This window comes from Haemophilus haemolyticus (assembly GCF_001008275.1).
Taxonomy (GTDB): Bacteria; Pseudomonadota; Gammaproteobacteria; order Enterobacterales; family Pasteurellaceae; genus Haemophilus; species Haemophilus haemolyticus_P.
In genome coordinates this window covers 1-24,242 of record NZ_LCTH01000034.1, presented here as the reverse complement: position 1 = coordinate 24,242, position 24,242 = coordinate 1, and the positions used below count along the sequence as shown (strand labels likewise).

Annotated in this window: 22 protein-coding genes and 2 pseudogenes; 8 read left to right on the top strand and 16 right to left on the bottom strand. The window is 38.6% G+C overall.

What is annotated here, in order from left to right; all coding sequences use genetic code 11:
• The first annotated feature begins 116 nt into the window (after nucleotides 1-116).
• Nucleotides 117-1,136, top strand: coding sequence for a quinone-dependent dihydroorotate dehydrogenase (gene pyrD / locus AAX15_RS05605; protein WP_046939484.1), 1,020 nt, complete (start codon nucleotides 117-119; stop codon nucleotides 1,134-1,136).
• The gene (rnm, locus tag AAX15_RS05600) at nucleotides 1,136-1,960 is read left to right on the top strand and encodes an RNase RNM (protein WP_046939483.1); all 825 of its coding nucleotides are present in this window, start codon (nucleotides 1,136-1,138) and stop codon (nucleotides 1,958-1,960) included. The genes pyrD and rnm overlap by 1 nt, the downstream gene beginning before the upstream one ends.
• A gap of 100 nt (nucleotides 1,961-2,060) precedes the next feature.
• On the opposite strand, the gene AAX15_RS05595 is transcribed toward rnm, so the two are convergent.
• Nucleotides 2,061-2,669: a chalcone isomerase family protein gene (locus AAX15_RS05595; protein WP_046939482.1), complete on the bottom strand. Its 609-nt coding sequence runs from the start codon at nucleotides 2,667-2,669 to the stop codon at nucleotides 2,061-2,063.
• Nucleotides 2,670-2,796: 127 nt separating this feature from the next.
• Nucleotides 2,797-4,191, bottom strand: coding sequence for a class II fumarate hydratase (gene fumC, locus AAX15_RS05590; protein WP_046939481.1), 1,395 nt, complete (start codon nucleotides 4,189-4,191; stop codon nucleotides 2,797-2,799).
• Between the two features lie 234 nt (nucleotides 4,192-4,425).
• Between fumC and AAX15_RS05585 the strand changes: the two genes are divergently transcribed.
• The 5 genes and pseudogenes from AAX15_RS05585 to AAX15_RS05565 all read left to right on the top strand — a co-directional run bounded on the left by AAX15_RS05585 (nucleotide 4,426) and on the right by AAX15_RS05565 (nucleotide 10,316).
• Nucleotides 4,426-4,860, top strand: a complete 435-nt coding sequence (locus AAX15_RS05585) for a DNA polymerase III subunit chi (protein WP_046939480.1) — start codon at nucleotides 4,426-4,428, stop codon at nucleotides 4,858-4,860.
• Nucleotides 4,861-4,875: 15 nt separating this feature from the next.
• Complete coding sequence (locus tag AAX15_RS05580; RefSeq protein ID WP_046939479.1) at nucleotides 4,876-5,406, top strand: hypothetical protein; 531 nt, start codon at nucleotides 4,876-4,878, stop codon at nucleotides 5,404-5,406.
• Nucleotides 5,407-5,452: 46 nt separating this feature from the next.
• Nucleotides 5,453-5,761: pseudogene (yqfB, locus tag AAX15_RS05575) on the top strand (N(4)-acetylcytidine aminohydrolase); the annotation flags it as partial.
• Between the two features lie 707 nt (nucleotides 5,762-6,468).
• A complete protein-coding gene (gene valS, locus AAX15_RS05570) occupies nucleotides 6,469-9,333 on the top strand; it encodes a valine--tRNA ligase (RefSeq protein ID WP_046939478.1) in 2,865 nt (954 codons plus the stop codon).
• 167 nt (nucleotides 9,334-9,500) lie between these two features.
• Complete coding sequence (locus tag AAX15_RS05565; RefSeq protein ID WP_046939477.1) at nucleotides 9,501-10,316, top strand: glycosyltransferase family 8 protein; 816 nt, start codon at nucleotides 9,501-9,503, stop codon at nucleotides 10,314-10,316.
• A gap of 34 nt (nucleotides 10,317-10,350) precedes the next feature.
• Here the strand turns inward: AAX15_RS05565 and hybG are convergent, their stop codons facing one another.
• The 8 genes from hybG to AAX15_RS05525 all read right to left on the bottom strand — a co-directional run bounded on the left by hybG (nucleotide 10,351) and on the right by AAX15_RS05525 (nucleotide 17,528).
• A complete protein-coding gene (gene hybG / locus AAX15_RS05560; RefSeq protein WP_005626486.1) occupies nucleotides 10,351-10,626 on the bottom strand; it encodes a hydrogenase maturation factor HybG in 276 nt (91 codons plus the stop codon).
• Between the two features lie 29 nt (nucleotides 10,627-10,655).
• Nucleotides 10,656-11,165: a hydrogenase-2 assembly chaperone gene (gene hybE / locus AAX15_RS05555; protein WP_046939476.1), complete on the bottom strand. Its 510-nt coding sequence runs from the start codon at nucleotides 11,163-11,165 to the stop codon at nucleotides 10,656-10,658.
• 91 nt (nucleotides 11,166-11,256) lie between these two features.
• The gene (locus AAX15_RS05550) at nucleotides 11,257-11,730 is read right to left on the bottom strand and encodes a HyaD/HybD family hydrogenase maturation endopeptidase (protein WP_046939475.1); all 474 of its coding nucleotides are present in this window, start codon (nucleotides 11,728-11,730) and stop codon (nucleotides 11,257-11,259) included.
• Nucleotides 11,730-13,439, bottom strand: coding sequence for a hydrogenase 2 large subunit (hybC, locus tag AAX15_RS05545; protein WP_046939474.1), 1,710 nt, complete (start codon nucleotides 13,437-13,439; stop codon nucleotides 11,730-11,732). Before hybC ends, AAX15_RS05550 begins: the two co-directional genes overlap by 1 nt.
• A complete protein-coding gene (gene hybB, locus AAX15_RS05540; protein WP_005629305.1) occupies nucleotides 13,439-14,665 on the bottom strand; it encodes a Ni/Fe-hydrogenase cytochrome b subunit in 1,227 nt (408 codons plus the stop codon). The genes hybC and hybB overlap by 1 nt, the downstream gene beginning before the upstream one ends.
• Nucleotides 14,658-15,698 (bottom strand): hydrogenase 2 operon protein HybA, encoded by a 1,041-nt coding sequence (hybA, locus tag AAX15_RS05535; RefSeq protein WP_005636015.1) that lies wholly within the window; start codon nucleotides 15,696-15,698, stop codon nucleotides 14,658-14,660. Before hybA ends, hybB begins: the two co-directional genes overlap by 8 nt.
• A 2-nt stretch (nucleotides 15,699-15,700) precedes the next feature.
• Nucleotides 15,701-16,846 (bottom strand): hydrogenase 2 small subunit, encoded by a 1,146-nt coding sequence (hybO, locus tag AAX15_RS05530; protein WP_009500323.1) that lies wholly within the window; start codon nucleotides 16,844-16,846, stop codon nucleotides 15,701-15,703.
• 211 nt (nucleotides 16,847-17,057) lie between these two features.
• Nucleotides 17,058-17,528, bottom strand: a complete 471-nt coding sequence (locus AAX15_RS05525) for a DUF4156 domain-containing protein (RefSeq protein ID WP_046939473.1) — start codon at nucleotides 17,526-17,528, stop codon at nucleotides 17,058-17,060.
• 160 nt (nucleotides 17,529-17,688) lie between these two features.
• Here AAX15_RS05525 and AAX15_RS05520 point away from each other — a divergent pair, with 160 nt between their 5' ends.
• The gene (locus AAX15_RS05520) at nucleotides 17,689-18,072 is read left to right on the top strand and encodes a helix-turn-helix domain-containing protein (protein WP_046939472.1); all 384 of its coding nucleotides are present in this window, start codon (nucleotides 17,689-17,691) and stop codon (nucleotides 18,070-18,072) included.
• A gap of 50 nt (nucleotides 18,073-18,122) precedes the next feature.
• Here the strand turns inward: AAX15_RS05520 and trpCF are convergent, their stop codons facing one another.
• From trpCF to AAX15_RS05490, 6 genes and pseudogenes are all read right to left on the bottom strand, one after another.
• Complete coding sequence (gene trpCF / locus AAX15_RS05515) at nucleotides 18,123-19,562, bottom strand: bifunctional indole-3-glycerol-phosphate synthase TrpC/phosphoribosylanthranilate isomerase TrpF (protein WP_046939502.1); 1,440 nt, start codon at nucleotides 19,560-19,562, stop codon at nucleotides 18,123-18,125.
• A 40-nt stretch (nucleotides 19,563-19,602) separates the two neighbouring features.
• Entirely contained in the window at nucleotides 19,603-20,604 is a 1,002-nt protein-coding gene (gene trpD, locus AAX15_RS05510) for an anthranilate phosphoribosyltransferase (RefSeq protein WP_046939471.1), read from the bottom strand.
• Between the two features lie 52 nt (nucleotides 20,605-20,656).
• On the bottom strand, nucleotides 20,657-21,043 hold the full coding sequence (locus AAX15_RS05505; RefSeq protein WP_046939470.1) for a tautomerase family protein: 387 nt from the start codon (nucleotides 21,041-21,043) through the stop codon (nucleotides 20,657-20,659).
• Between the two features lie 48 nt (nucleotides 21,044-21,091).
• Nucleotides 21,092-21,673 carry an aminodeoxychorismate/anthranilate synthase component II gene (locus AAX15_RS05500; RefSeq protein ID WP_046939469.1) on the bottom strand — a complete coding sequence of 194 codons (582 nt, stop codon included), beginning with the start codon at nucleotides 21,671-21,673 and terminating at the stop codon, nucleotides 21,092-21,094.
• A 12-nt stretch (nucleotides 21,674-21,685) separates the two neighbouring features.
• Nucleotides 21,686-23,236 carry an anthranilate synthase component I gene (gene trpE, locus AAX15_RS05495; protein WP_046939468.1) on the bottom strand — a complete coding sequence of 517 codons (1,551 nt, stop codon included), beginning with the start codon at nucleotides 23,234-23,236 and terminating at the stop codon, nucleotides 21,686-21,688.
• Nucleotides 23,237-23,342: 106 nt separating this feature from the next.
• Nucleotides 23,343-24,108 (bottom strand): annotated as a pseudogene (locus AAX15_RS05490) (glycosyltransferase family 2 protein).
• Nucleotides 24,109-24,242: the final 134 nt, after the last annotated feature.

The window sequence follows — 24,242 nt, the reverse complement described above, 5'->3', positions numbered from 1 at the left end:
TTTTTTATTTGCACATCATCTTTGTTCCTCGTAGAATACAAGCAGTCTTCCCCTTAAAGTGCGGTAAAAATTGACCGCACTTTCTTACAGTCAACTATCCCGAGAGATAAACGAGTATGTATCAATTATTCCGTCAAGGCATTTTCCAAATGGATGCTGAAAAGGCTCATAATTTCACGATTCAATGCTTGAAATTAGCTGGTAATCCTTTATTTCAACCGATCTTAAAATCCCTTACTCATGCTCCCAAAGGCTTTCCGAAAACGGTGATGGGAGTGAATTTTCCTAATCCTATTGGATTGGCGGCAGGGGCAGATAAAAACGGCGATGCGATTGATGGTTTTGGTGCATTGGGTTTCGGTTTTCTTGAAGTAGGAACTGTCACGCCTGTTGCACAAGATGGGAATGCAAAGCCACGTCAGTTTCGTTTGATTGAAGCTGAAGGCATTATTAACCGTAATGGCTTTAATAATAATGGCATAGACTATCTTATAGAAAATGTGAAAAACGCCCGTTATCAAGGCGTGATTGGTATCAATATTGGTAAGAATAAATTCACACCCTTGGAACAAGGCAAAGATGATTATATTTTCTGTTTGAACAAAGCCTATAACTATGCAGGTTATATTACTGTGAATATTTCATCACCAAATACACCAGATTTACGTCAGTTACAATATGGTGATTATTTCGATGATTTATTGCGAGGCATCAAGGATCGTCAGGCTGTTTTAGCAAACCAATACAATAAATATGTGCCGATTGTGGTAAAAATTGCACCAGATTTAGCAGAAAGTGAATTAGTGCAAATTGCAGATACGTTGGTTCGCCATAAAATGGATGGGGTTATTGCAACGAATACCACGGTTTCTCGTGATACGGTTATGGGGATGAAAAATGCGGAGCAGCAAGGCGGATTAAGTGGAAAGCCGCTGCAGCATAAAAGCACAGATATTATTAAACGATTACATCAAGAACTGAAAGGTCAGATTCCGATTATTGGTAGCGGCGGCATTGATGGCTTTCAAAATGCGCAAGAGAAAATTGAGGCTGGCGCAGAGTTGTTACAAGTTTATTCAGGATTGATTTATCACGGTCCAAAATTAGTAAAAGATTTAGTAAAAAATATTAAATAATGACAAAAAAATACGACTTACATTGCCATAGCACCGCATCAGATGGGGTGTTGAGTCCAACGGAATTAGTGCATCGTGCTTATGCGCAAGGCGTGAACGTGTTGGCATTATGCGATCACGATACGATTGCGGGTATTGATGAAGCTGCGACTGTAGCGAAAGAAGTAGGCATTGAATTAATTACTGGAGTAGAAGTTTCGACAAATTGGGAAGGGCGAGGAATCCATATTGTAGGATTAAACTTCGATAAAGCTCATCCAAAAATGACCGCACTTTTACAAGGCCAAAAAGCATTACGCGAAAAAAGAGCGGTGGAAATTGGCGATAAATTAGAAAAAGCAGGGATTCCTAATGCTTATGAAGGGGCAAAAGCTTTAGCAGATGGCGAAGTCACGCGTGCTCATTACGCACGTTATTTGGTGCAGATTGGTAAAGTATCTAATGATGGTCAAGCTTTTAAACGCTATTTAGGGCAAGGAAAATCGGCATTTGTCAAAGCTGAATGGACAGATATTCCCAGAGCGATTGAGACAATCCATGCCGCGGGCGGTATAGCCGTTATTGCGCATCCATTACGTTATAACATGACGGGGAAATGGGTGCGTAAGCTGATAACCGATTTTAAGGCTTGGGGCGGTGATGGCATGGAAATGGCGGATTGTGGTCAGACAAAAGATCAGCGTCAAATGCTTGCTCGTTGGGCAAAAGAATTTGATCTGCTGGGATCGGTTGGTTCCGATTTTCATTTTCCTTGTGGATGGATTGAGTTAGGAAAACATTTAGATTTAGTTGATGAAGTTATCCCAGTTTGGGAAAAATTTTAGTCAGATAGAGAATGTTCAAATAATAAATCCCTGTTTCCTTGATAATAAAATTTATTTGGAAACAGGTATTTTTTATGGTTCAAAATATAAAAAACTGAATTTATCCTTCGGATTTTTTCTGATTATCTAATAAATAATGTGGCGGCAATTCAGGCATTGAATCTTGTTCATCAACGGATTCAATTTCAGGTTTGAGATAAAATTCAGCCGCTTCATGATTGCTTTTTGTTTTGCCTAATAATTGTGGCTGAAGTTTTACAAAAGTACTATTTGGTGCAAGCCAAATTCCGATAAATGCTTGATTAAATTTAGCATCAAAATCGTGTTCCAAAACAGTGTTATTTAAGACGAAGTAGCCTCTATCTGGTAAGGCAATATAGTTTAAAATATCGTTCGGTGAGAAATCCGGAAATGTGGATTGCATTTCTTTAAGCCAGCTTTGAGTATCGCCATCATTAAGTTTTAAGGTTTCGATTTCTTTAATAAGCGTAATCGCAAAATTTTTTCCTTCAATGGGTTTTTCATATTTGAACGAGAGCATTAATGGGCGTTCATTTTCTTGATAAGTGCCCGTTTCGGAAAATAAACCAATGGTATAAACATGGAACGGCCCCCACGTGTATTCGGCATTTCCGATGGGTTGCCAATGAGCAAAAGGTGCGGCAGAAAAAAACGTTATCATTGCCACAAAAAGGGATTTCATTTTCATAATAAATTGCCGTGAATAAAATTGTGTTGATTATAACAAACCGCATCAAAAAACAAATGAGAAACGAGTAAAAAGGCGAGTAATTTTACTCGCCTTTAATATTACTGATGTTAATTTGTGCGGTGAATTATTTTAGGCTACCCACCATATCTTCTGGACGAACCCATTTATCAAAATCTTCGGCAGAAACTAAACCTAAATTAATTGCTTCTTCACGCAATGTTGTACCATTTTTGTGTGCAGTTTTTGCAATTTTAGCCGCGTTTTCATAACCAATATGCGTATTAAGTGCGGTCACCAACATCAATGAATTTTCAAGTTGTTGTTTAATTCGTGGATAGTTTGGTTCAATACCTACCGCGCAGTGTTCATCGAAAGATACGCAAGCATCACCTAATAATTGAGCAGATTGTAAGAAGTTTGCGATCATCACTGGGTTGAACACATTTAATTGGAAGTGACCTTGCGAGCCCACAAATGCGATTGTAGTGTCATTACCAAATACTTGTGCGCAGACCATTGTCATCGCTTCGCATTGAGTAGGGTTGACTTTACCCGGCATAATTGAAGAACCTGGTTCATTTTCAGGAATTAAAATTTCGCCAATTCCCGAACGAGGGCCTGATGCTAATAGACGAATATCGTTCGCAATTTTAAATAAACTCATTGATAATTGACGTAATGCACCGTGAGTTTCAACAATCGCATCATGAGCGGCTAATGCTTCAAATTTATTATCTGCGGTGACAAACGGAAGTGCGGTGAATTTTGCAATGTAATCTGCCACTTTCACATCATAGCCTTTCGGCGTGTTTAAACCTGTACCAACCGCAGTACCACCCAACGCTAATTGACTTAAATGTGGAAGAGTATTTTTTAATGCTTTTAAACCGAAATCTAATTGAGCCGCATAAGCCGAAAATTCTTGACCTAATGTGAGTGGCGTTGCATCCATTAAGTGAGTGCGGCCAATTTTTACCACGTTTTTGAAGGCTTCAGATTTTGCCGCAAAAGTTTTTTGTAAACGTTCAACACAAGGAATGGTGTGCTCAACTACTTTTTTATATGCCGCAATATGCATTGCCGTTGGGAAAGTATCATTTGAAGATTGTGATTTGTTCACATCATCATTTGGGTGAATGATGGATTTTTCACCTAATTTGCCACCGTTTAGCACATGAGCACGATTTGCAACCACTTCGTTTACATTCATATTGGATTGTGTACCAGAACCAGTTTGCCAAATAACGAGTGGGAATTGATCATCTAATTTATTTGCTAAAATTTCGTCACAAGCCTGAGCAATTAAATCACGTTTTTCAAGAGGTAATACACCTAAATCATGATTAGCAAATGCGGCTGCTTTTTTCAAATAGCCAAAAGCTTCGATAATTTCATGTGGCATTGATGCGGCAGGACCAATTTTAAAGTTATTACGTGAACGTTCAGTTTGTGCAGCCCAATATTTATCTGCTGGAACTTGAACTTCACCCATTGTGTCTTTTTCAATACGAAATGCCATTCTGTACTCCTATGAATTGAATGAAAATTAAAACGCAAGTGATTTTAACACTTCCGAGTTATGAGTGGAACGTAACAAAAACGTTAAAAATCAGTTTTGTGACATAGATCATAAAAGTGCGGTGGATTTTTACGCATTTATAATAATGTATATTTAATTATTTATTTTTTAGGGTTTTTTCGTTAAAATTTCACCCTTTTTATAGGGCAAGATTGAGAAAATAACGGGGCTAAAATGGCAAAAACTGCACAATTTTACATTCTTACGCAAGATTGTACGTTAACTGTCGAAGAAATAGCCTGTAATCTTGCCGCCTCAATATGGCGATTAGGGAAAAAAGTATTGATTAGCTGTGAAAGTGAGGCTCAAGCGTTAGAGATTGACGAGCGTTTATGGCAACGAGATCCTAATGAATTTGTTCCACATAATTTATCGGGTGAGGCTACTCAATATCCCACACCGATTGAGATTTCATGGCTTGGAAAACGAAATTTACAACGCCGTGATGTGTTAATTAATTTGCAACAAGAAATTCCAGATTTTAGCCATAGTTTTACCCAAATTATTGATTTTGTGCCGAAAGATGATGCCTTAAAAACACAAGCCCGAGAACGTTATAAACAGTTAAGAGCATTGGGATGGGCACTTTCCACAGAAAATATAGCATAACAGAATGGAGTAATGATGAAGAAAACCAAATTTTGCTTAAGTTTATTATTGGGAACAGCTGTATTGATGATTTCAGCTTGTGAGAAACAAGAAAATAAAGTTGAAGCCACACCTAAAGTTGAAGCCACACCTAAAGTTGAAGCAACACCTAAAGTTGAAGAAACTCAACAGGCCACAAAACAGGATATTAAAAAGGAAGCTGCTCTTTTAGAAGAAAATAAAGAGAAAACTTCTGTTGTAGATCAGAAATCTGAAGCTGTTGAACAAGAAAAAACGGTTGAATCTGAAAAAACAGTAGAGATGACTGCTCAACAAAAAACGCAAGAAGCTCAAGTTTCATCTAAAGTATCGTCAGCTCCAGTTAAAATAAAACAGAAGAATGATCCAAATACAGAAAAACGAAAAATATTACAAATACTAGAACAACAATATCAGCAAGTTCGTTGTACTAGCGAGGGAGAGAAACTAGGTTCTGAGAGTTTTTGCCATCAAGAAGAATATCGCTTATTAAATGAAATTGATCGTTTAAAGAAAGAATTGAAATAGTTTTTGTAAAAACTTTTTAAAACCCAACCGCACTTTAAGGATCAAAATGCAACCAAACGACATCACCTTCTACCAACGCTTTGAAACCGACATTCTCGCTGGGCGTAAAACCATCACCATTCGAGATAAATCCGAAAGCCATTTTAAAGCCGGCGATATTTTGCGTGTTGGGCGCTTTGAGGATAATCAATATTTTTGCACCATTAAAGTGTTAAGCGTGTCGCTGATTACTCTTGACGAACTGACGGAACAACATGCCGCTCAGGAAAATATGGGGTTGGAAGAATTAAAAGAGGTGATTCGAGGGATTTATCCGAACGAAGAGCAGTTTTTTATTCTCTCTTTCAAATTAATTCCTATGGGAAAACTCTATATCGTATGTCAAGGGAAATATAACTCAGAATCGTTTTATCAAAGATTGAATTTAGAGTCTTATCAAGGCGATTTTTATTTAGTTTTTCTTCCCTATAAGGATGGTTTATATAAAAAGTTAGAAAATGAACTAGATGAGATAAATACAATTATTATCACTGATGAAGTGATTGATGAAAATAAGCAATTTAATTTGCTCATACAAGAAAAAGATTTTATTACTCAAGAGCGAGCGATTTTTGCTTTAGAAATGCTAGTTACTTGCATAACAAACTCAAACATCGTTCATTGGGATGTTATTGATTGTTTAGACTTTATATCTGATTTTAAAGATTCTAATGTTAATGCCTTAGTACAGTCAAATTGGGTTGATTCTCTAGAAAAATTATTAGTTCAGTCTAAAATAAATATTGCCAATATATGTAGAAATGTAAAATCAAATAAAGTAAATAAAATTTATTCATTTTTGTTTTGTAATCATCTTCCAGAATTTAGTATTATTCCTGCAATTTCTGATTTAAACGAAAGTTTTATAAGAGAACAAATGTTAGGTATGGATGTAGAACAAGTTATTATTCCATTCTTTTCTATATGGAAAAATAGAGAAGATTTTTCAGAAAAATTCAAAATTTCAACAGTGATAATTTAATTAACGGTGCAACAATTCGCACCTAACCAAGAGAAAAATAAATGACACAAAAATTCGAAATGGCAGACCGTTTTAATCCGTCTGCGGTAGAACAAGCCCTTTATCAACATTGGGAAGAGAGCGGTTATTTTAAACCGTCTGAAAATGAAAACGCTCCGAGCTATTGCATCGCGATTCCGCCGCCGAACGTAACAGGTTCCCTACACATGGGGCACGCTTTCCAGCAAACCTTAATGGATACTTTGATCCGTTTTAACCGTATGGAAGGGCATAACACCTTATGGCAAGCGGGAACAGACCACGCGGGCATCGCCACCCAAATGGTGGTGGAGCGTAAAATTGCCGCAGAAGAAGGCAAAACCCGTCACGATTATGGCCGTGAAGCGTTCATCAACAAAATTTGGGATTGGAAAGCCTATTCAGGCGGCACAATCAGCCAACAAATGCGTCGTTTAGGTAACTCAATAGACTGGGAACGTGAGCGTTTCACCATGGACGATGGTTTATCTAATGCAGTAAAAGAAGTGTTTGTTCGCTTGCACGAAGAGGGTTTGATTTACCGTGGCAAACGCTTAGTAAACTGGGATCCAAAACTTCACACCGCAATTTCTGATTTAGAAGTAGAAAATAAAGAGAGCAAAGGTTCCCTTTGGCATTTCCGTTATCCGTTAGCAAACGATGCAAAAACGGCAGATGGTAAAGATTATTTAGTGGTGGCAACTACTCGTCCTGAAACCATGTTGGGCGATACGGCGGTTGCGGTTCATCCTGAAGATGAACGCTACAAAGATTTGCAAGGTAAGACAGTAATTCTACCGCTTGCTAACCGTGAAATTCCGATTATTGCCGATGAATATGTTGATCGTGAATTCGGTACTGGTGTGGTTAAAATTACCCCTGCGCACGACTTCAACGACTACGAAGTGGGTAAACGTCACAGCTTGCCAATGGTTAATGTATTTACTTTAAATGCAGATATTCGTGATGAAGCGGAAATTATCGGTACTGACGGCAAACCACTTGCGGGTTATGAGGCGACTATTCCTGCGGATTACCGAGGCTTAGAGCGTTTTGCTGCACGTAAAAAAATCGTGGCAGATTTTGAAGCGCTGGGTTTATTAGACGAAATCAAACCACACGATCTCAAAGTGCCTTATGGCGACCGTGGTGGTGTGCCAATCGAGCCAATGCTAACCGACCAATGGTATGTGAGCGTGAAACCGCTTGCCGATGTAGCAATTAAAGCGGTGGAAGACGGCGAAATCCAATTCGTGCCGAAGCAATACGAAAACCTTTACTTCTCTTGGATGCGTGATATTCAAGATTGGTGTATTTCTCGCCAACTTTGGTGGGGACACCGTATTCCTGCGTGGTATGACGCAGAGGGTAACGTGTATGTTGCGCGTAACGAAGAAGAAGTGCGGTCAAAATACAACTTAGATTCTGCGGTTGAACTTAAACAAGATGAAGATGTGTTAGACACGTGGTTCTCATCAGGCTTATGGACGTTCTCAACTTTAGGTTGGCCAGAGCAAACTAAAGAGCTCAAAATGTTCCACCCAACGGATGTGTTAATCACAGGCTTTGACATCATCTTCTTCTGGGTTGCGCGTATGATTATGTTTACGATGCACTTCGTAAAAGATGAAAACGGCAAACCGCAAGTACCATTTAAAACGGTATATGTAACTGGCTTAATCCGTGATGAGCAAGGCCAAAAAATGTCGAAATCGAAAGGTAACGTGCTTGACCCAATTGATATGATTGACGGTATTAGCCTTGAAGATTTACTTGAAAAACGTACTGGCAACATGATGCAACCGCAATTGGCAGAGAAAATTGCTAAAGCAACCCGCAAAGAATTTGCAGACGGTATTGCTGCTCACGGTACAGATGCATTGCGATTTACATTAGCTGCGCTTGCTTCAAACGGTCGTGATATCAACTGGGATATGAAACGCCTAGAAGGCTACCGTAACTTCTGTAATAAATTATGGAATGCAAGCCGTTTCGTGCTTACCAATGACAAATTAGATTTAAGTCAAGGCGAAATTGAATTTTCCGTGGCAGACCGTTGGATTCAATCAGAATTTAATCGGACAGTGGAAACTTTCCGTAATTCATTAAGCCAATATCGTTTCGATCTTTGTGCGAATGCAATTTATGAATTTACCTGGAACCAATTCTGCGACTGGTATTTAGAATTGACTAAACCAGTATTTGCAAACGGCAACGCAGCACAAATCCGTGCAGCAAGCCAAACATTGGTTCACGTGTTAGAGAAATTATTACGTTTAGCACATCCGCTTATTCCATTTATTACCGAAGAAATTTGGCAAAAAGTGAAAGGTTTTGTCGGCATTACTGCTGATAGCATTATGTTACAACCTTTCCCACAAGTGGAAGAAAACGGCTTTGATCCAGAAGCAGAAGCTGAAATTGAGTGGTTAAAAGAAGTGATCGTTGCGGTGCGTAATATTCGTGCAGAAAGCAACATCGCACCAAGCAAAGGCTTAGATCTGTTATTCCGTAATTTAAGTGCAGAAAACGCAAAAATTCTTGAAAAACAGACCGCTCTTTTAAAAGCCATGGCGAAGTTAGACAACGTTCAAATGTTAGCGGAAAACGAAACCGCACCACTTGCGGTAGCGAAATTAGTCGGTAATGCTGAATTGCTCGTACCAATGGCTGGCTTTATCAATAAAGAAGCAGAGCTTGCTCGTTTAACCAAAGAGATTGAAAAATATCAAAATGAAGTTAAACGCATCGAGAATAAACTTAGCAACGAAGCTTTCGTGGCTAAAGCACCTGAAGCAGTGATTGCGAAAGAACGTGAAAAACAAGCAGAATACCAATCTGGATTAGAAAAAATCCAAGAGCAGTATAAGGCGATTGAAGCACTTTAATTTTAATAATAAAAACGTCGGTTTAATCTGACGTTTTTATTTTTTTCTTTGTTTTGCTAAGTATTTTCAGATAAACCAAAAATTGGGTATGGAATAACTCGATAGCAATCTAATATATACAGGAAAGGAGAAAAGGATTTTATTTTCTATATTAAGGTTTTTAAATAATGAATATTGTATTTGTACTAGATAAAAATTATTCTAGTTATTTAGAGGTGGCTCTGAAGTCAGTGCACTATCACCATCATAATGTAAATATTTATATTATTCATGATGGTATTTCAAGAGCTGAATTAACGAGAGTCGGACAGTATTTAGCTCATCGAGGCAACTCTCTGCATGACTTGTATATTGAAGATGTTAATAAGTTAATTGTATTTCCAACAGTAGGATCTCCAGATCATATTGGGGCATTTTCTTTAGTTCGATTGTTTGTTCATCGTTTACTCCCAGAAAATCTAGACAAAGTTATTTATTTAGATGTAGATGTAATTATTAATAAGCCAATAGATGAACTTTGGAATATTGACATAGATAATTATTTATTGGGAGCTGTTACTGATTACGGTATGGAATTCCATTGGTTCCATAAGTATTTTGATAAACAACAGTATATTAATTCTGGTGTGATGCTAATTAATTTAAATAAATGGCGTGAATTAAATGTTGATAAATATTTTATTGATGGCGCATTAAAATATGGTAAGAAATTTGAATATGGTGATCAAGATACAATTAACTTTAGCTTAAGTAAGGAATTAATTAAACTATTGCCTCTTAAATTTAATTTTCAAGTGGGTTTGTTAGAAGATAGATTGAGAGAGGCTAATATAGATTTAAGTCCTCATTTTACTTTTGTGCCAAATATTATTCATTATACTGGAAAGTTTAAACCTTGGTTAAACGAAGATCATGAAGACTTTCCCAAATTTTATAAAGATAATTATATTTTTTATCAGAATTTAGATTGGAATAGCATATAAATAAAATAGTCGTTCAATTAGAACGACTATTTTACTATTTTTGATTTAACCCTAAAAAATCCCCAACTTCGTGCTCTAGTTGACTCATAGCGAGTAGGGCTTCTTGGGTTTTCTTGGCTTCATCTTCATCAATAACACTCATTGCAAAGCCAACATGAACGAGCACCCATTTGCCAAGTAAATCGGCCGGATCTCCTGTGCAGACTAGAGAAATATTCACATCACGTTGTACGCCACATACATCCACAGTGGCAAGTTGAAGAGCGCTTTCGCCAATTTTAACAATTTGGCCTGGAACACCTAAACACATAATACTTTCACTCCTATTGAAATTTGTGCCTATTTTACTATCGCGCGGAATAAGTTACGTCGATCTGGATCAAAAGTTGTTGCTTTTGTTGGCATTGATAAAATTATTCTGAGGCAATCTTGTGCGAGTTGAACTGCTTGACTATTTGTCATTGCAGGATCAATTGGAGAATGAAGGGAGCAACTAAGATATTGTGGAATATTTTCTAAACTACTCACTGTGAAGGTGAAGGTTTTATAGGGCAGTTGTACTGAAAGTTTATCGCCAATTTCGCGCGGTTCCCATTCTTGATCTTTGCCTGGCAAAATGATAATACTCAACATCCAAGGTGTCACAACTGTACCTATCCATTGGTTTTCAAAAAGTACAAATTTAGGACAATAGCAGTCGATACCTTTTCGATAGAAAGGAAGATCTTTCATTTCTTCTGCAACTTTTCGCATTTCGTTTTGAAAGATTGAAGATGGATCTTCGGCGAATCCTTGAATGACACCTTCAAGTGCGGTGGTATTTTCTGGTGTTTTTTCGTGTCGATACATAATTATTAAAATTTACAGCGAGGTGAATTTCAACAATTCACGCATACCATAAGAGCAAATTATGGCGTGCGTGAAATGTATTATTTCTCATCTACATTTGAACGTGAAATCCATATTCTTTCAAAACGTTTTCTAATGTTTTAAAAATTTCTGGAAATTGTTTTTGAATTGTTTCACTTAATGCAATTTGTGGATCAAAAGTTTCTGGTTGAACTCCAATTAAACATAGGTTTTTAGGGAATTCATCCGTTAATTTTAACGCAGAAAGCACATCACAAATACCAAGTTGGTGTGGTGAAATTTTACGAGAGAAGAATACTGGCACTTGCTCATCATGAAGCACAATGATTTCTCCTGGCTGTTTATTGGCGAGTACAGCATCAATGATGATGATATGCTCACGATTTGCCATTTCATCGAGTAATTCCATGCCGCAAGTGCCACCATCAACCACATCAAAGTGCGGTAAAATTTCAGAGCGATTTTCTAGGGCTTGGGCAATTCGTACGCCCACGCCTTCATCGCCGAGTAAAATATTACCAACGCCTAAGATTAATGGCTTCATTAGAGCACCTTCACTTGTGTGAGTTCACCATTTTCTGTGTTCACAACATGCACTGCGCATGACATGCAAGGGTCGAAAGAGTGGATGGTGCGCACAACTTCCAATGGTTTTGTCGGATCTGCTACAGGTGTACCGATGATGGACAGCTCATAAGGCCCCATTTCATCATTTTGGTTACGAGGGCCTGCGTTCCAAGTTGATGGCACGACGGCTTGATAGTTTTCAATTTTGCCATTTTTAACGACAACCCAGTGAGAGAGCATGCCACGAGGTACTTCACCAAAACCAACACCTTTAAACTCACCAGTTTGTGGAATGTCTGTTTTGAGATAAGCAACGGTATCGCCTGTGCCAATATTATCAACAAGTAGTTTCCATTGTTGTTCAAGAATATTATTTAGCACGCAACAATGTACGGTACGAGCAATAATACGCCCTAAGGTTGAATGTAAATGGTCAACAGATAAGGTATTGCCGCTTAGTTTTTCATACAACCCTTTAATATGGTTAAAGTGATGTAATGTATCTTTATTTTCGTTTGCTAAGTTACACATTAAATAGGCAAGAGGGCCAACTTCAACAACTTTTCCGTAGAAACTTGGTGCTTTAACCCATGAATATTTGCCTTCATCTTGCCAGCCTGTATATTTCGGACGTGTTAAACCAGCCCAAGGTTCAAGCGGTTCATCGTCTTCATACCAAGCGTGTTTACCACTTTCTTTAATTCCTTTTACAACAAATTCATCTTTTTGTTGCGTAATTGAGCGGAAGGTCGAAATATCGAAGTTTTCAATATATCCACCCGTTAGAGCAAATTTAGAATTATCACCGTCAATTGGATATTCAGGCACAGAAAGGTAGTTACCCGATGTTTTACCAAGATTAAGCCATTCAGGGTAATAAGTCGCAATGATAGCCGCATCAACACGATAAACTTGGGTCACGAAGTCATTTAAACGATCAATACAGGATTTTACAAACATTAAACGTTCTAAGTTTAATACTGATTGAGAGTCTAAGTTGATTGGGTTTGCTACGCCACCAATTGCTAAGTTTTGAATGTGTGGTGTTTTTCCGCCGAGTAATGCCACAATACGGTTACAATCACGCTGACATTCAAGTGCTTGTAAATAGTGAGCTACCGCGATTAGGTTTACTTCTGGCGGTAATTTCATTGCAGGGTGACCGAAATAGCCATTTGCAAAAATACCAAGCTGACCGCTTTCAACTAAAGATTTGATTTTATTTTGTACATTGCGGAATTCATTTGCACTGTTTAGTCCCCATGTTGAAACACCTTTAAGCATTTCTGCAGCTTTATCGGGATCAGCATTCAGTGCCGCAGTGATATCCACCCAGTCCATCGCAGAAAGTTGATAAAAATGAACGATATGGTCGTGCATGCTATGAGCAGAAAGAATCATGTTGCGGATATATTGTGCATTTACTGGCACTTTGGCACCGAGAGCATCTTCTACTGCACGCACACTTATAATGGCGTGAACGGTTGTACAAACGCCACAAATACGTTGCATAATCATCCAAGCATCACGCGGATCTGAACCTTTCACGATATTTTCCATTCCACGCCACATTGTGCCTGATGACCAAGCGTTTGTTACTACGCCATTTTCAATTTCGCAATCGATACGCAAATGGCCTTCAATGCGTGTGATAGGATCGATTGAGATACGTTTTTTTTCAGTCATTATTCTGCTCCGCTCATTTTTTTACTGAATTGTGCTTTTTCGGCAATAATTTGTTCCGAGTCTTCATGATGTTTTTCTTTCAACACAGGTAAGACAGGGAATAGACGAATTATTAAAATATAGGCGCAAATTTCGATGGAAACGAAACCAATAGAAATTAGCAATTCTTCTGCTGATGGGAAGTAACGATAGCCATTACCTGGATCGTACATAATCATTGAATAATTTAAACGCCATAGGGCTGCGCCGAGTAACATGCTCAAGGCTGAGATAAATAGCCAACGTGAATCAGATTTTTTCTCACCAAGGAATAAAGTGAGTAATGGTAATGTCATTAGCCATACTTCCATCCAAAACATCCAAGCTTCAAACTTACCAAGTTTATCGAATCCAAATACATAATGGAGTTTGTCATGATAAATTAATTCACCAAAACGTACCGCAAGGAAAAGTGCGATTAATCCAGCGGTCACTTTTGCAAGCTGGGTAAAGAGTGAACGCTCATCTGGTGTTTTTCCTGCTAAACCTGCACGCACTAAAGAACCTTCAAAAATGACGATAGAAAAGCCCATAATAAATGCGGTAAGCAAGGATAAGATTGGTAATGCTTCATAGCTTTGCCATACTTGATGAACTTTATGACCTGCGGCGATCATTAATGATCCCATAGATGATTGGTGCATCATCGGCAATAGTGCGCCAAGTGCGATGACAAAGAACATAATTTTGTTGAGCTTATTGAACCATTTTTTCAACCCTAAGAACCCGAGCCAAACTGGCGCAAATTCAAGGGTAACAACAATGATGTAAATCGTCATACAAAATGCGGTTTCAAATAACACCGAGTTTGTATTGAATTGGCCTGGAATGTAGAAGTAAGGCAAGTGCCAGTAACGTCCCATATCAATGGTGATGGAAAGACCACCTAATGAATAGCCGAATAAGCTGGCAAGCAATGCGGGACGCACAAGAGGGTGATATTTCCCTTTGTTGAAAATATATACTGTCCAAGCTAATGCCCAACCACCACAGGCAAAACCTGTACCTACAAGTAAGTCAAAGGAAATCCATAAGCCCCAAGGATAACCGCCGTTAAGTGCGGTGACAGAACCGATACCTAAGAACAAACGTTTGATAATTAATAAGATACAAATTACAGCCAAAGGTGCAAAAAAGAGAATACTGGCGGAAACTAATCGGCCGCCCACCGGACGTGGATTACCCATGATGTTCATCCTCCGCTTCTTCCATTTCTTTACGCGCTTGGCGCATTGCTTCTTTTTGCGCTTCAATTCGTTCACGAATCTTATCGCCGTGCATATTTTTATAAGTCATCATTGTTAAACCAGCTAATGCCACCAGTGGCAATGCCAAACCTCGATACAAGAAGTGCTGTAAATGCGCTGCGCGTGCACCTGTAGCAATATCATCTAACTCAGGGAAACCTAAATTTTCTTGTGGAACCGCACTTAACACTAATACTTGTGTACCGCCACCTTCTTTTTCACCGTAAATACGATATTGATAGGCTGGCACGGTTGCGCGATAAGTGTCTTTACTGTTTACATGTTGGCGAGGATAGTCATATTCAGTGCCACGTAATAAACTTAAACGACGTTTTGCTTCCGCTAAAAGTTCTTCACGGGTACCAAAAATAATTGCCCCAGTTGGACAAACATGACAACAACCTGGTAATTCACCTTTATCTAAGCGTTCCACTCCTTTTTGGTTGCAAAGTTCACATTTGCTGATTTGACCAAATGGATTGTCGTAGTCATATTTTGGCACGTCAAATGGACAGCCCACCATGCAATAACGGCAACCAGTACAAATATCAGGATCGTATTTAACAATACCTGTTTTAGGATCTTTGGTTAAAGCCTGTACTGGACAAACAGAAACGCAGTTTGGATCAACGCAGTGCATGCATTGTTTTTTAACATAAGCATAACCGTTTTCTGTTTTATCTTTATTTTTGCCGTCTCCATCGCTCCATACTTGAATCACATTGCGTGTGAACGGCGTGAGTTTGTCGTTGTTTGCCCAAGTTTGCTCACCTTTTGGGTTGACAGGTGTTTTATTCACTTGTTGACATTCTGCAACACAAGCCTGACAGCCAACGCAAAGTGTGGAGTCATAAAGCATCCCAAGTGCGCCAGGAATGGGCGGAAGGTTTTCCACCGCTTCGGCTTTTGCAACGGGCAGACCTGATGTGACTGTTCCCAGCAGACCTGCTTTTAGGAAATTTCGTCTATCCATCTTTAATGTCCTTGATCTTGATTGGCTTGTTTGTCTGCTGCTTTGTTCGCTTTATGTTGTTTGCTCAATTCTTTCAAGGTCATCACGCTGACACCTGCTAAAATGGCTGCAGCACCGCCTAATAAGCCAATCGCCGTCATTGAGGCACCTTCGCCTTCAACATTGTTTACATCTGGTTTTTCCACGCGTGGCGTTGGATTTTCGACATTCGCTAATTGGAAAATGCCTTTGGTAAAGCCGATACCTTGATCGTTACAGCCATAGCAAGGATGTCCGATACCCACAGGCCAGTTATTGCCACCAACATCACAGAATTCTAGTGTAGAGCAGTTGCCGTAAGTTTCGGGTCCTTTACAACCTAAATGATATAAACACCAGCCATGGCGATGACCATAATCGCCAAATTCTTTTGCAAAACGGCCTGCATCAAAGTGCGGTCGGCGATAACAGTTTTCATGGATTAGACGGTCATAAGCAAACAATGGACGATTTAATTTATCCATTGCTGGTAATTTTTTATAAGTGATGATATAGGCAACGGTTGCCAAGAAATTATGTGGGTTAGGAGGACAGCCTGGAATGTTAATAATTGGTGTGCCTTTTGGTAAAACTTCAGAAAGACTGACTGCACCTGTTGGGTTGCCACCGCAAGATGGAACACCGCCCCAAGATGAGCAAGATCCAATTGCAATAATGGCTGCGGCACCTTTTGCGGCTTCACGAATATGTTCTACAATTGGTTTGCCTGCCACCATGCAGTACACACCGCCGTCTTTAATTGGAATAGAACCATCCACTACAAGCACATATTTGCCGTAATAGTTATGGATAGCATTATGTTTATTTTCTTCCGCTTGTTCACCAAATGCGGCAGAAAGTACCTCATGATATTCAAGAGAAATTAAATCGAGTACGAGATTTTCAACAGTTGGGTGGGTTGCACGCAGTAAAGATTCGGTACAGCCAGTACATTCTTGCGCACCAATCCAAAGCACTGGTGGGCGTGCTGGACTGGTCATTGCTGCCGTCATTTCTGCGCCCGCTTTAGAATTTAGCCCCATCGTAGCCGCAAGTGCGGTACATAATTTCATAAAATCTCGGCGAGAAACATCTGCCAATGCAGAAAAAACGCCATCCGGATTATTCATAGTATCACTCCAAAGACACACATTTATTGTGGGAATTGGCCAATGATAAATGTTTTCTTCAAAAAAAATTTGATCATAATCATGAAATGAAGAATTTATAGAAAAAATATGTCCAAATTGTGAACGGAATGTTATTTTAGATGAGAAGGATTCTTGTTTGTTTATTTTTAGGGAAGAAAAAAGGCTGCAATATTGGTGCAGCCTATTATCGTTATTTTTTCTTTTGGGGACGAGCGGATGTATTTTCTTGGATATCTTTATCGCCACATTCAAAAATTTGTGCGCTGATTCTATAGCCAGTAATATAGCTTTCTATTGCATAGCCTTCTTCATCTAATGGGCAACGAGCACTACAAATTGGTTTTTCTTCAACAATTCGTAATGTAATTCTTTTTCCTTTACCAATTGCTTCTGCAGCATTATTTCTAAGATCATTGAGTGCACTATCTCTCAAGGTTTCCCGAGTAACTGAGCCGTTAGTATATAAGGTAGATGGATTAGTTGTTTCCTTGCCTTCCACCTCACCTAACACTTTACAACCGTAGGGAGTTGAACGCACTGTTGTAATTCCTCTTGCTTCAGGATTTAAAGATTTCCCTTCATAAGGCACAAATTGAGTACAGCCAGATAATACTGTGGATGCGACTGTAGTTAAAATAATACTAGGTACTAACTTTTTCATTTTTCATTCCTTAATATGTTGTTTATTAAGCCTTTTATTCAATCGTATTGGTTATTAGGTGAAGAAATGGTACACTAACTACTAATTAATCTACACCAACAAAAGGGAGTGTTTAATCACCTTTTTGTGGTGAAAAACATCAAATTGGGTAAAATCTAAAATGAATCTTAATCAAAAAATTCGTACAATACGTGAACAAAATGCGTTATCACAAGAAGATATGGCAACGAAGATGAATATGTCTGTTAATGGCTATGCCAAGATTGAACGTGGAGAAACAAAATTACGTCTAGATAAGTTAGAGCAGATTGCACAGATTTTTAATTTGGACATTGTAGAACTGCTTTCTTCAGATCAGCAAAATATATTTTTGATTAGTGAACATAGCAACTTAAGTTCTAATTATTATGGTAAAAGTAGTGGTAACGATTTTGTGATTGAAAAACTGAATTTGATTATTATGCATAAAGATGAGCTTCTCCAAAAACAATCTGATGAAATTGCATCACTGAAAAAAATAATCGCCTTACTTGAACAAAAATAATATTAAAAATAAAGCACCACTGAAATTCAGTGGTGCTTAAACAAAAAATTCTAGAACGAGTTAAAAATTTTTTCAAAAACTAACCGCACTTTTTCTTGATCTTTTACGCCCGCAGAAATTTCTAGTCCAGAATTAAGATCCAAGCCTAAGCAATTTTGTTGAATGGCTTGTTCTACATTATTTGGCGAGATCCCTCCAGCTAAAATAATCTTATATTTAAGATTTTCAGGAATTAATGACCAATCAAAGGTTTTACCTGTGCCGCCTTGTTGGTTCGCTGTTTGGCTATCAAAAATATAACGATCCACATTCAAATCATCGGTAAAATCGACCGCACTTTGGGTTTCAGTATTGACAGAAATCGCTTTCCAGATTTGCGTGTTTTCTGGTAGCTGTTGGCGAAGTACGGTGATAAATGTTTCAGTTTCTGCACCGTGTAATTGCACTGCATAAAGCTGTAACTGGTTGGCTATTTTTACGATAAAGTCAATTTCTTGATTCTGAAATACACCAACAAATCGAAGTGGAGCAGCGATTACTAATTCTTGCGCTTGGCGTAAACTCACACAACGTTTTGAATGTTCTGCGAAGATTAATCCGCCGTAAAGTGAGCCGTTTTCGTAAACGATTTTGACATCTTGCGCGCGTGTTAAACCGCATACTTTATTTTCTCCAAAAATCACCGAGCGAACCGCATTATTCAAATCTTGGTAGCCCATTAAGCTGCTCCCAATTAAGAAACCATTCGCCACTTTTTGTAATTGACGAATTTGCTTATGATTGTAAATGCCTGATTCGCTAATAATACGTACATCAGCAGGGATTCGATCGGCGTATTTTTCAGTGAGTTCAACAACACGATTTAAATCCACAGTTAAATCGTGCAAGTTACGATTATTAACACCAATAATTTTTGCACCAAGCGCAAGGGCGCGTTCAAATTCTTCTTCATTGCTGGTTTCAGTCAATATGCCCATGCCAAGAGAATGCGCAAGATCTGCCAGTACACGGTAAGTCTCATCGTTGACGACGGAAAGCATTAATAAAATCGCATCCGCTTGATAGTAGCGTGCAAGGTAAACTTGATATTCGCTAATCATAAAATCTTTGCAAAGCACAGGTTGGCTCACGATACCGCGAACTAAAGGCAAGAACTCAAAATTACCTTGGAAATATTTTTCATCTGTCAGCACAGATACAGCAGAGGCATAGTGTTTATAGACATTGGCGATTTCTTCCAAATTAAATTCAGCACGAATTAATCCCTTGGAAGGGGAGGCTTTTTTACATTCCAAAATATAGGCGGGCTTTTGATGCGTGCCTTTTGCTAACGCTGCGTAAAAAGAGCGGTCAGATATTTGAATGTTTTCTTTAAATTGTGAAAGCGGAAATTCAGTTTCCTTTGCTTTAACCCATTGTGCTTTATCAAGCACAATTTTTTGTAACACCGTAGCGGAATCAATGGGTTTGGTAAAATCTTGAGTGATCATCATTTTTCTTCTTATTGTGGCGTATCAAATTAGCTTTTTATTAATATGTGGTTAATTTCTGTAATGTTTCAAAGGCTTTACATGATGCAAGATGCGCCAACACATTTTGCACATTTTGTTTTAAGTCATCGTGCCCGAATAATTTCAATAATAATGCCGTGTTTGCCGCCACAGCATTTGCGTGTTCAGCCTTTCCTTTACCTTGTAAAAGTGCGGTGAGCATTTGGGCATTTTCTTGCGGTTCCCCCCCACGAAGGCTTTCGAGAGATTGCGTTTTTAAGCCAAAATCTTCAGGTGTTAAAGTGAAATATTCAATTTTGCCATTTTTAATTTCTGCCACTTGTGTTTCGCCGTGTAATGCGACTTCATCTAAGCCAGAACCATGTACAACAAAGGAATGTTGATGCCCTAAGGCAACCGAAGTTTCAGCATAGGTTTTCACTAATTCAGACGCATATACACCAAGTAAATGATAAGTCGGGCGAGCAGGATTGATAAGCGGACCTAAAATATTAAAGATAGTGCGCGTTTTTAAAGCTGCACGGACTGGCGCAACATGGCGGAAACCAGAATGATATTGTTGAGCAAATAAAAAGCAGACACCAATTTCATCTAATGCTTGTCGAGCTTGCTCTGGTGTGACATTCACATTAACGCCAAGTGCCGTTAACACATCGCTAGCACCTGATTTACTCGACACGCTACGATTGCCATGTTTTGCTACTTTGGCTCCCATTGATGCTGCCACAATCGCACTGGCGGTGGAAATATTAATGGTATTTTGTCCATCACCACCTGTTCCCACAATATCCGCAAAAGAGTAATTTGGATGTGGGAATGCTTTAGCATTTTGTAATGATGCGGCAACCGCACCCGTAATTTCCTCAGTATTTGCTCCCCGCACTTTTAAAGCGATAAGCATTGCAGCAATTTGTTCATTGGAAAGTTCACCTTGGATGACTGCATTAAAAAGTGCGGTGCTTTCTGAGGTTGAAAGTGAATGTCCGCTATAAAGTTGTTCTAATAATTGGTTGTGTTGCATAGTCTATTCCTGTTTTTCTTTATATATGGATTTGTTAATTTTCTATATTTTATTAAACATAAATATCGTAATCTAAATCGCGCGCTTCATCGCCTGTCATTCCTCGGAAACCCCAGCAATGCGCAGGTTGTTCTTTAATCGTAATCTCCACATCGTGAGCACGGATGCCGAGCTTGTACTCTAGCTCGCTAAACAGCATTTTTATCAAGCGTTTTTTCGTGCCTTCCATACGACCAGACATCAGGTTAATTTCGATGACCGTGTAATCATCGCTACGGTCGAAAGGGTAGTAAAAATCTTCTTTTTCTAAACACAAAAAGCGAATCGCGTGTTTGCCTTTTGGAATATCTAAGCCAAGGTAGAGGCTGTTATAAATTACTTCTGCCAGTTGTTCACGGCGTGGTGCGAGTTTGGATTTAAGTCCGAATACGGTGATCATTTTTTCTCCTTTAAAGTGCGGTTAAAAATCACCGCACTTTTTAATGTCTTATCTATTTAACAACCATTCAATTGATTGTTGTAATAATTGTGAACCTTGCACAGTTAAAATGCTTTCAGGGTGAAATTGGAATGCGCAAATGGGTAAATCGCGATGACGAATTGCCATGATAATGCCATTATATTCCGCATTGACGATAAATTCTTTTGGTAAATCTTGTCCCATTAAAGAATGATAACGCGCCACAGGCATTGGATTAGCAAGATCTTTAAACATGGCTTCGTTATCATGGGTGATACGAGAAACTTTACCATGCAATACTTCTCCAGCGTGAACAACCTTCCCGCCAAAGGCTTGAATCAATGCTTGATGGCCTAAACAAATTCCAATAATCGGCACATGATTTTTTAAGCGCTCGATCAATGGCAGTAAAATCCCCGCTTCTGATGGTGTTCCTGGCCCTGGAGAAAGTGCAAGAATGGTATCTGGTGTATTACGTGCCGTTTCTATTAGTTTTTCTAAATCACAATCATTGCGGTAAATTGTGACGTTGTGACCCAACACACGGAATTGATCCACAAGGTTGTAAGTGAAGGAATCGAAGTTATCTAAAAATAAAATATTAGCCATAATAATTCTTCCTTATTTTGCTTGTGTATTAACTTGACGAATTGCTTTTAAGACAGCCGCAGCTTTATGGCGTGTTTCATCGGCTTCCATTTGTGGATCAGAATCCAATACTTCGCCGCAACCAGCTTGTACATGGGCAATCCCATTTTGTACAAAAGCAGAACGGATCACGATACAGGTATCAAAACGGCCGTCAGAGGTGAGATAACCCACCGCACCACCGTAACTATGGCGTTTTTGTTGCTCAAATTGATAAATAAGCTGCATTGCTTTGATTTTTGGCGCACCAGTTAATGTACCCATATTCATACAGGCTTGATAGGCGTGAAGTGCATCTAACTCAGGGCGTAATTTACCCACTACGCGAGATACTAAATGCATGATGTGAGAATAACGATCCACTTGCATTAATTCAGCGACTTTACGCGTACCGCTTTGGCAAACTCGAGCAATATCGTTACGCGCTAAATCAACCAACATTAAATGTTCTGCTTGTTCTTTGTGATCAAGACGAAGTTCTAGTTCTAAACGTGCATCTAATTCAGGATCGATATTGCCATGAGCATCAAAACCACGAGGGCGTGAACCTGCGATTGGGTAAATTTCTAACTGACGATTTTCTGGCTCATATTTCAGCGCACTTTCTGGCGATGCACCAAATAAAATAAAGTCTTCATCGTTCATATAGAACATATAAGGGCTTGGATTATTTTGTTTGAGTTGGGCGTAACTGGCTAATGTATTTGGGCAAGCCAAGGAGAAACGGCGAGAAGGCACAATTTGGAATACATCACCAATGTTAATATGGTGTTTTAAGGCTTTCACAATGCCAGTAAATTCAGGATCGTCAAAGTTTGTTTTAACTTCATCACTTGCCGCTTTAATAGAAAGAACGTTATCAATATTTTTTAGTTTTTGCGCAATAGAAAGCGAGGTCTTCGCAATATTGACTTGTTCTTCTTGAGCAAAACAGAAACTTTTGAGTGTCGCTTGTTGATTTTGATGATCGATAGTAATGAGGTGTTCGGCAAGATAGAAACTGTAATCAGGGCAGTTGATACCATCATTTTGCAATGTAATACCATCCATTGGAATGAAATTTGCGACGAGATCGTAAGCAAACAATCCACCTAAGAAAATAGGCGTTTGGCTATGTTGATAAAGAGTAGAAATAACACGCAGTCCGTCAAAAATAGTGGAAGATTGTAATTTACTATCTTCATCGAGTTGATTATCAAGTGGCGAAAATTGTACAGAAAATTCATCATCAAAATTAACCGCACTTACTTTTCCAAGTGCGGTCAATTTTGGATGAATTTCTTTTAAAACTTGTTTTCCATTCTCGTTTAATGCTTTAAATGTCACATTATGACCTAAGCAAGTTATTTTAACCGCCGCATTGACTAAGATAAGGCTTTGTAAGCTGTTTTTACTCCCGATTTCAGCAGAGTCGAGTAGGAGAGAATTTGAATTAGGTTGGCAAAGTGTATTAAAAACAGCAGTGGTGTCAGCATAATAAGGAGCGGGTTGAGCTGTCACCGCAATAAAGGCTTGAGTTTGCATATTGATATCCTTTTGGAAACTTTTGTACTATTAAACTAGTACGATAGAGATAAGTCAAGCCTGAATTAACATTTTTTTATGTTTTTTGATGAAAAATTGTTTACTTTTACTCTTTTGCCCAAGGGCGACCTTCGTAATATTCAATATTTTGTTTGATTTAGCTCTTTCAATATATCTGATGAAATGAGGTTGATCATTTCATCAGATAAAGTTAGTTGAGGGAACCAGTGATGAACTCCAATCATTTTATCAAAATCAACTGTATATTTTACAGTATATTTTCCAGAAGTTTGCCCCTTTAATTCTGATTGATTTAAGGCTGAGAAAAATTTTTGATCTCCAAGAAAAGGTGTGTACCAAGCATGTGCTGTTTTCTGAGCAATTTCACGAGGAATCGCATAACAATTCGTATCAATGTGCTTCTTAGTTTTATTATTAATAAAGCAACCTATCTGTTGACCATCTTCCATAATAAAGCGAACCAGCACATTCTCTTTAGGTTTCCAGTTACCGAGAGATTCGTAATCATCACGACATATAAATTGATGATTAGAATCGTAAAAAGCGCGAAGTGAATAAGCAAAATCAGCCCCTTGTTCAATCACATTCATTAAACTTTCTATATGATCTTCTCGTAACTGATTGTCATCATCTAAATAACAAATAATATCTTCTTCTACAAGAAAAGCCGCTGCTGCGTTAATAGCTCCGTTAAGAATTCCGTTTTTTCCTGTATTCATTGGTAAGTAAATAGGAATGACATCAGGGAATTGTTCCAATATAGGTTTGGCCTTATCCCAGAAAATATTGCCATCGACAAATACATAATGCTTACATGGATAAGTTTGATTTTGTACGCTTTTAATAGCCAAAGTTAATTCTGGACGACCAATTGTTGACGTCACTACCGCAACGGTTTTACCATCTGGTTGGTTGGTTGGTTGGTTGGTTGGTTGGTTGGTTGGTTGGTTGGTTGGTTGGTTGGTTGGTTGGTTGGTTGGTTGGT

What these genes read in the sequence shown, in the direction of transcription:
- pyrD (WP_046939484.1), top strand. Translation starts at nt 117, where the DNA reads ATGTATCAATTATTCCGTCAAGGCATTTTCCAAATGGATGCTGAAAAG.
- rnm (WP_046939483.1), top strand. Translation starts at nt 1,136, where the DNA reads ATGACAAAAAAATACGACTTACATTGCCATAGCACCGCATCAGATGGG.
- AAX15_RS05595 (WP_046939482.1), bottom strand. Translation starts at nt 2,669, where the DNA reads ATGAAAATGAAATCCCTTTTTGTGGCAATGATAACGTTTTTTTCTGCC.
- fumC (WP_046939481.1), bottom strand. Translation starts at nt 4,191, where the DNA reads ATGGCATTTCGTATTGAAAAAGACACAATGGGTGAAGTTCAAGTTCCA.
- AAX15_RS05585 (WP_046939480.1), top strand. Translation starts at nt 4,426, where the DNA reads ATGGCAAAAACTGCACAATTTTACATTCTTACGCAAGATTGTACGTTA.
- AAX15_RS05580 (WP_046939479.1), top strand. Translation starts at nt 4,876, where the DNA reads ATGAAGAAAACCAAATTTTGCTTAAGTTTATTATTGGGAACAGCTGTA.
- valS (WP_046939478.1), top strand. Translation starts at nt 6,469, where the DNA reads ATGACACAAAAATTCGAAATGGCAGACCGTTTTAATCCGTCTGCGGTA.
- AAX15_RS05565 (WP_046939477.1), top strand. Translation starts at nt 9,501, where the DNA reads ATGAATATTGTATTTGTACTAGATAAAAATTATTCTAGTTATTTAGAG.
- hybG (WP_005626486.1), bottom strand. Translation starts at nt 10,626, where the DNA reads ATGTGTTTAGGTGTTCCAGGCCAAATTGTTAAAATTGGCGAAAGCGCT.
- hybE (WP_046939476.1), bottom strand. Translation starts at nt 11,165, where the DNA reads ATGTATCGACACGAAAAAACACCAGAAAATACCACCGCACTTGAAGGT.
- AAX15_RS05550 (WP_046939475.1), bottom strand. Translation starts at nt 11,730, where the DNA reads ATGAAGCCATTAATCTTAGGCGTTGGTAATATTTTACTCGGCGATGAA.
- hybC (WP_046939474.1), bottom strand. Translation starts at nt 13,439, where the DNA reads ATGACTGAAAAAAAACGTATCTCAATCGATCCTATCACACGCATTGAA.
- hybB (WP_005629305.1), bottom strand. Translation starts at nt 14,665, where the DNA reads ATGGGTAATCCACGTCCGGTGGGCGGCCGATTAGTTTCCGCCAGTATT.
- hybA (WP_005636015.1), bottom strand. Translation starts at nt 15,698, where the DNA reads ATGGATAGACGAAATTTCCTAAAAGCAGGTCTGCTGGGAACAGTCACA.
- hybO (WP_009500323.1), bottom strand. Translation starts at nt 16,846, where the DNA reads ATGAATAATCCGGATGGCGTTTTTTCTGCATTGGCAGATGTTTCTCGC.
- AAX15_RS05525 (WP_046939473.1), bottom strand. Translation starts at nt 17,528, where the DNA reads ATGAAAAAGTTAGTACCTAGTATTATTTTAACTACAGTCGCATCCACA.
- AAX15_RS05520 (WP_046939472.1), top strand. Translation starts at nt 17,689, where the DNA reads ATGAATCTTAATCAAAAAATTCGTACAATACGTGAACAAAATGCGTTA.
- trpCF (WP_046939502.1), bottom strand. Translation starts at nt 19,562, where the DNA reads ATGATCACTCAAGATTTTACCAAACCCATTGATTCCGCTACGGTGTTA.
- trpD (WP_046939471.1), bottom strand. Translation starts at nt 20,604, where the DNA reads ATGCAACACAACCAATTATTAGAACAACTTTATAGCGGACATTCACTT.
- AAX15_RS05505 (WP_046939470.1), bottom strand. Translation starts at nt 21,043, where the DNA reads ATGATCACCGTATTCGGACTTAAATCCAAACTCGCACCACGCCGTGAA.
- AAX15_RS05500 (WP_046939469.1), bottom strand. Translation starts at nt 21,673, where the DNA reads ATGGCTAATATTTTATTTTTAGATAACTTCGATTCCTTCACTTACAAC.
- trpE (WP_046939468.1), bottom strand. Translation starts at nt 23,236, where the DNA reads ATGCAAACTCAAGCCTTTATTGCGGTGACAGCTCAACCCGCTCCTTAT.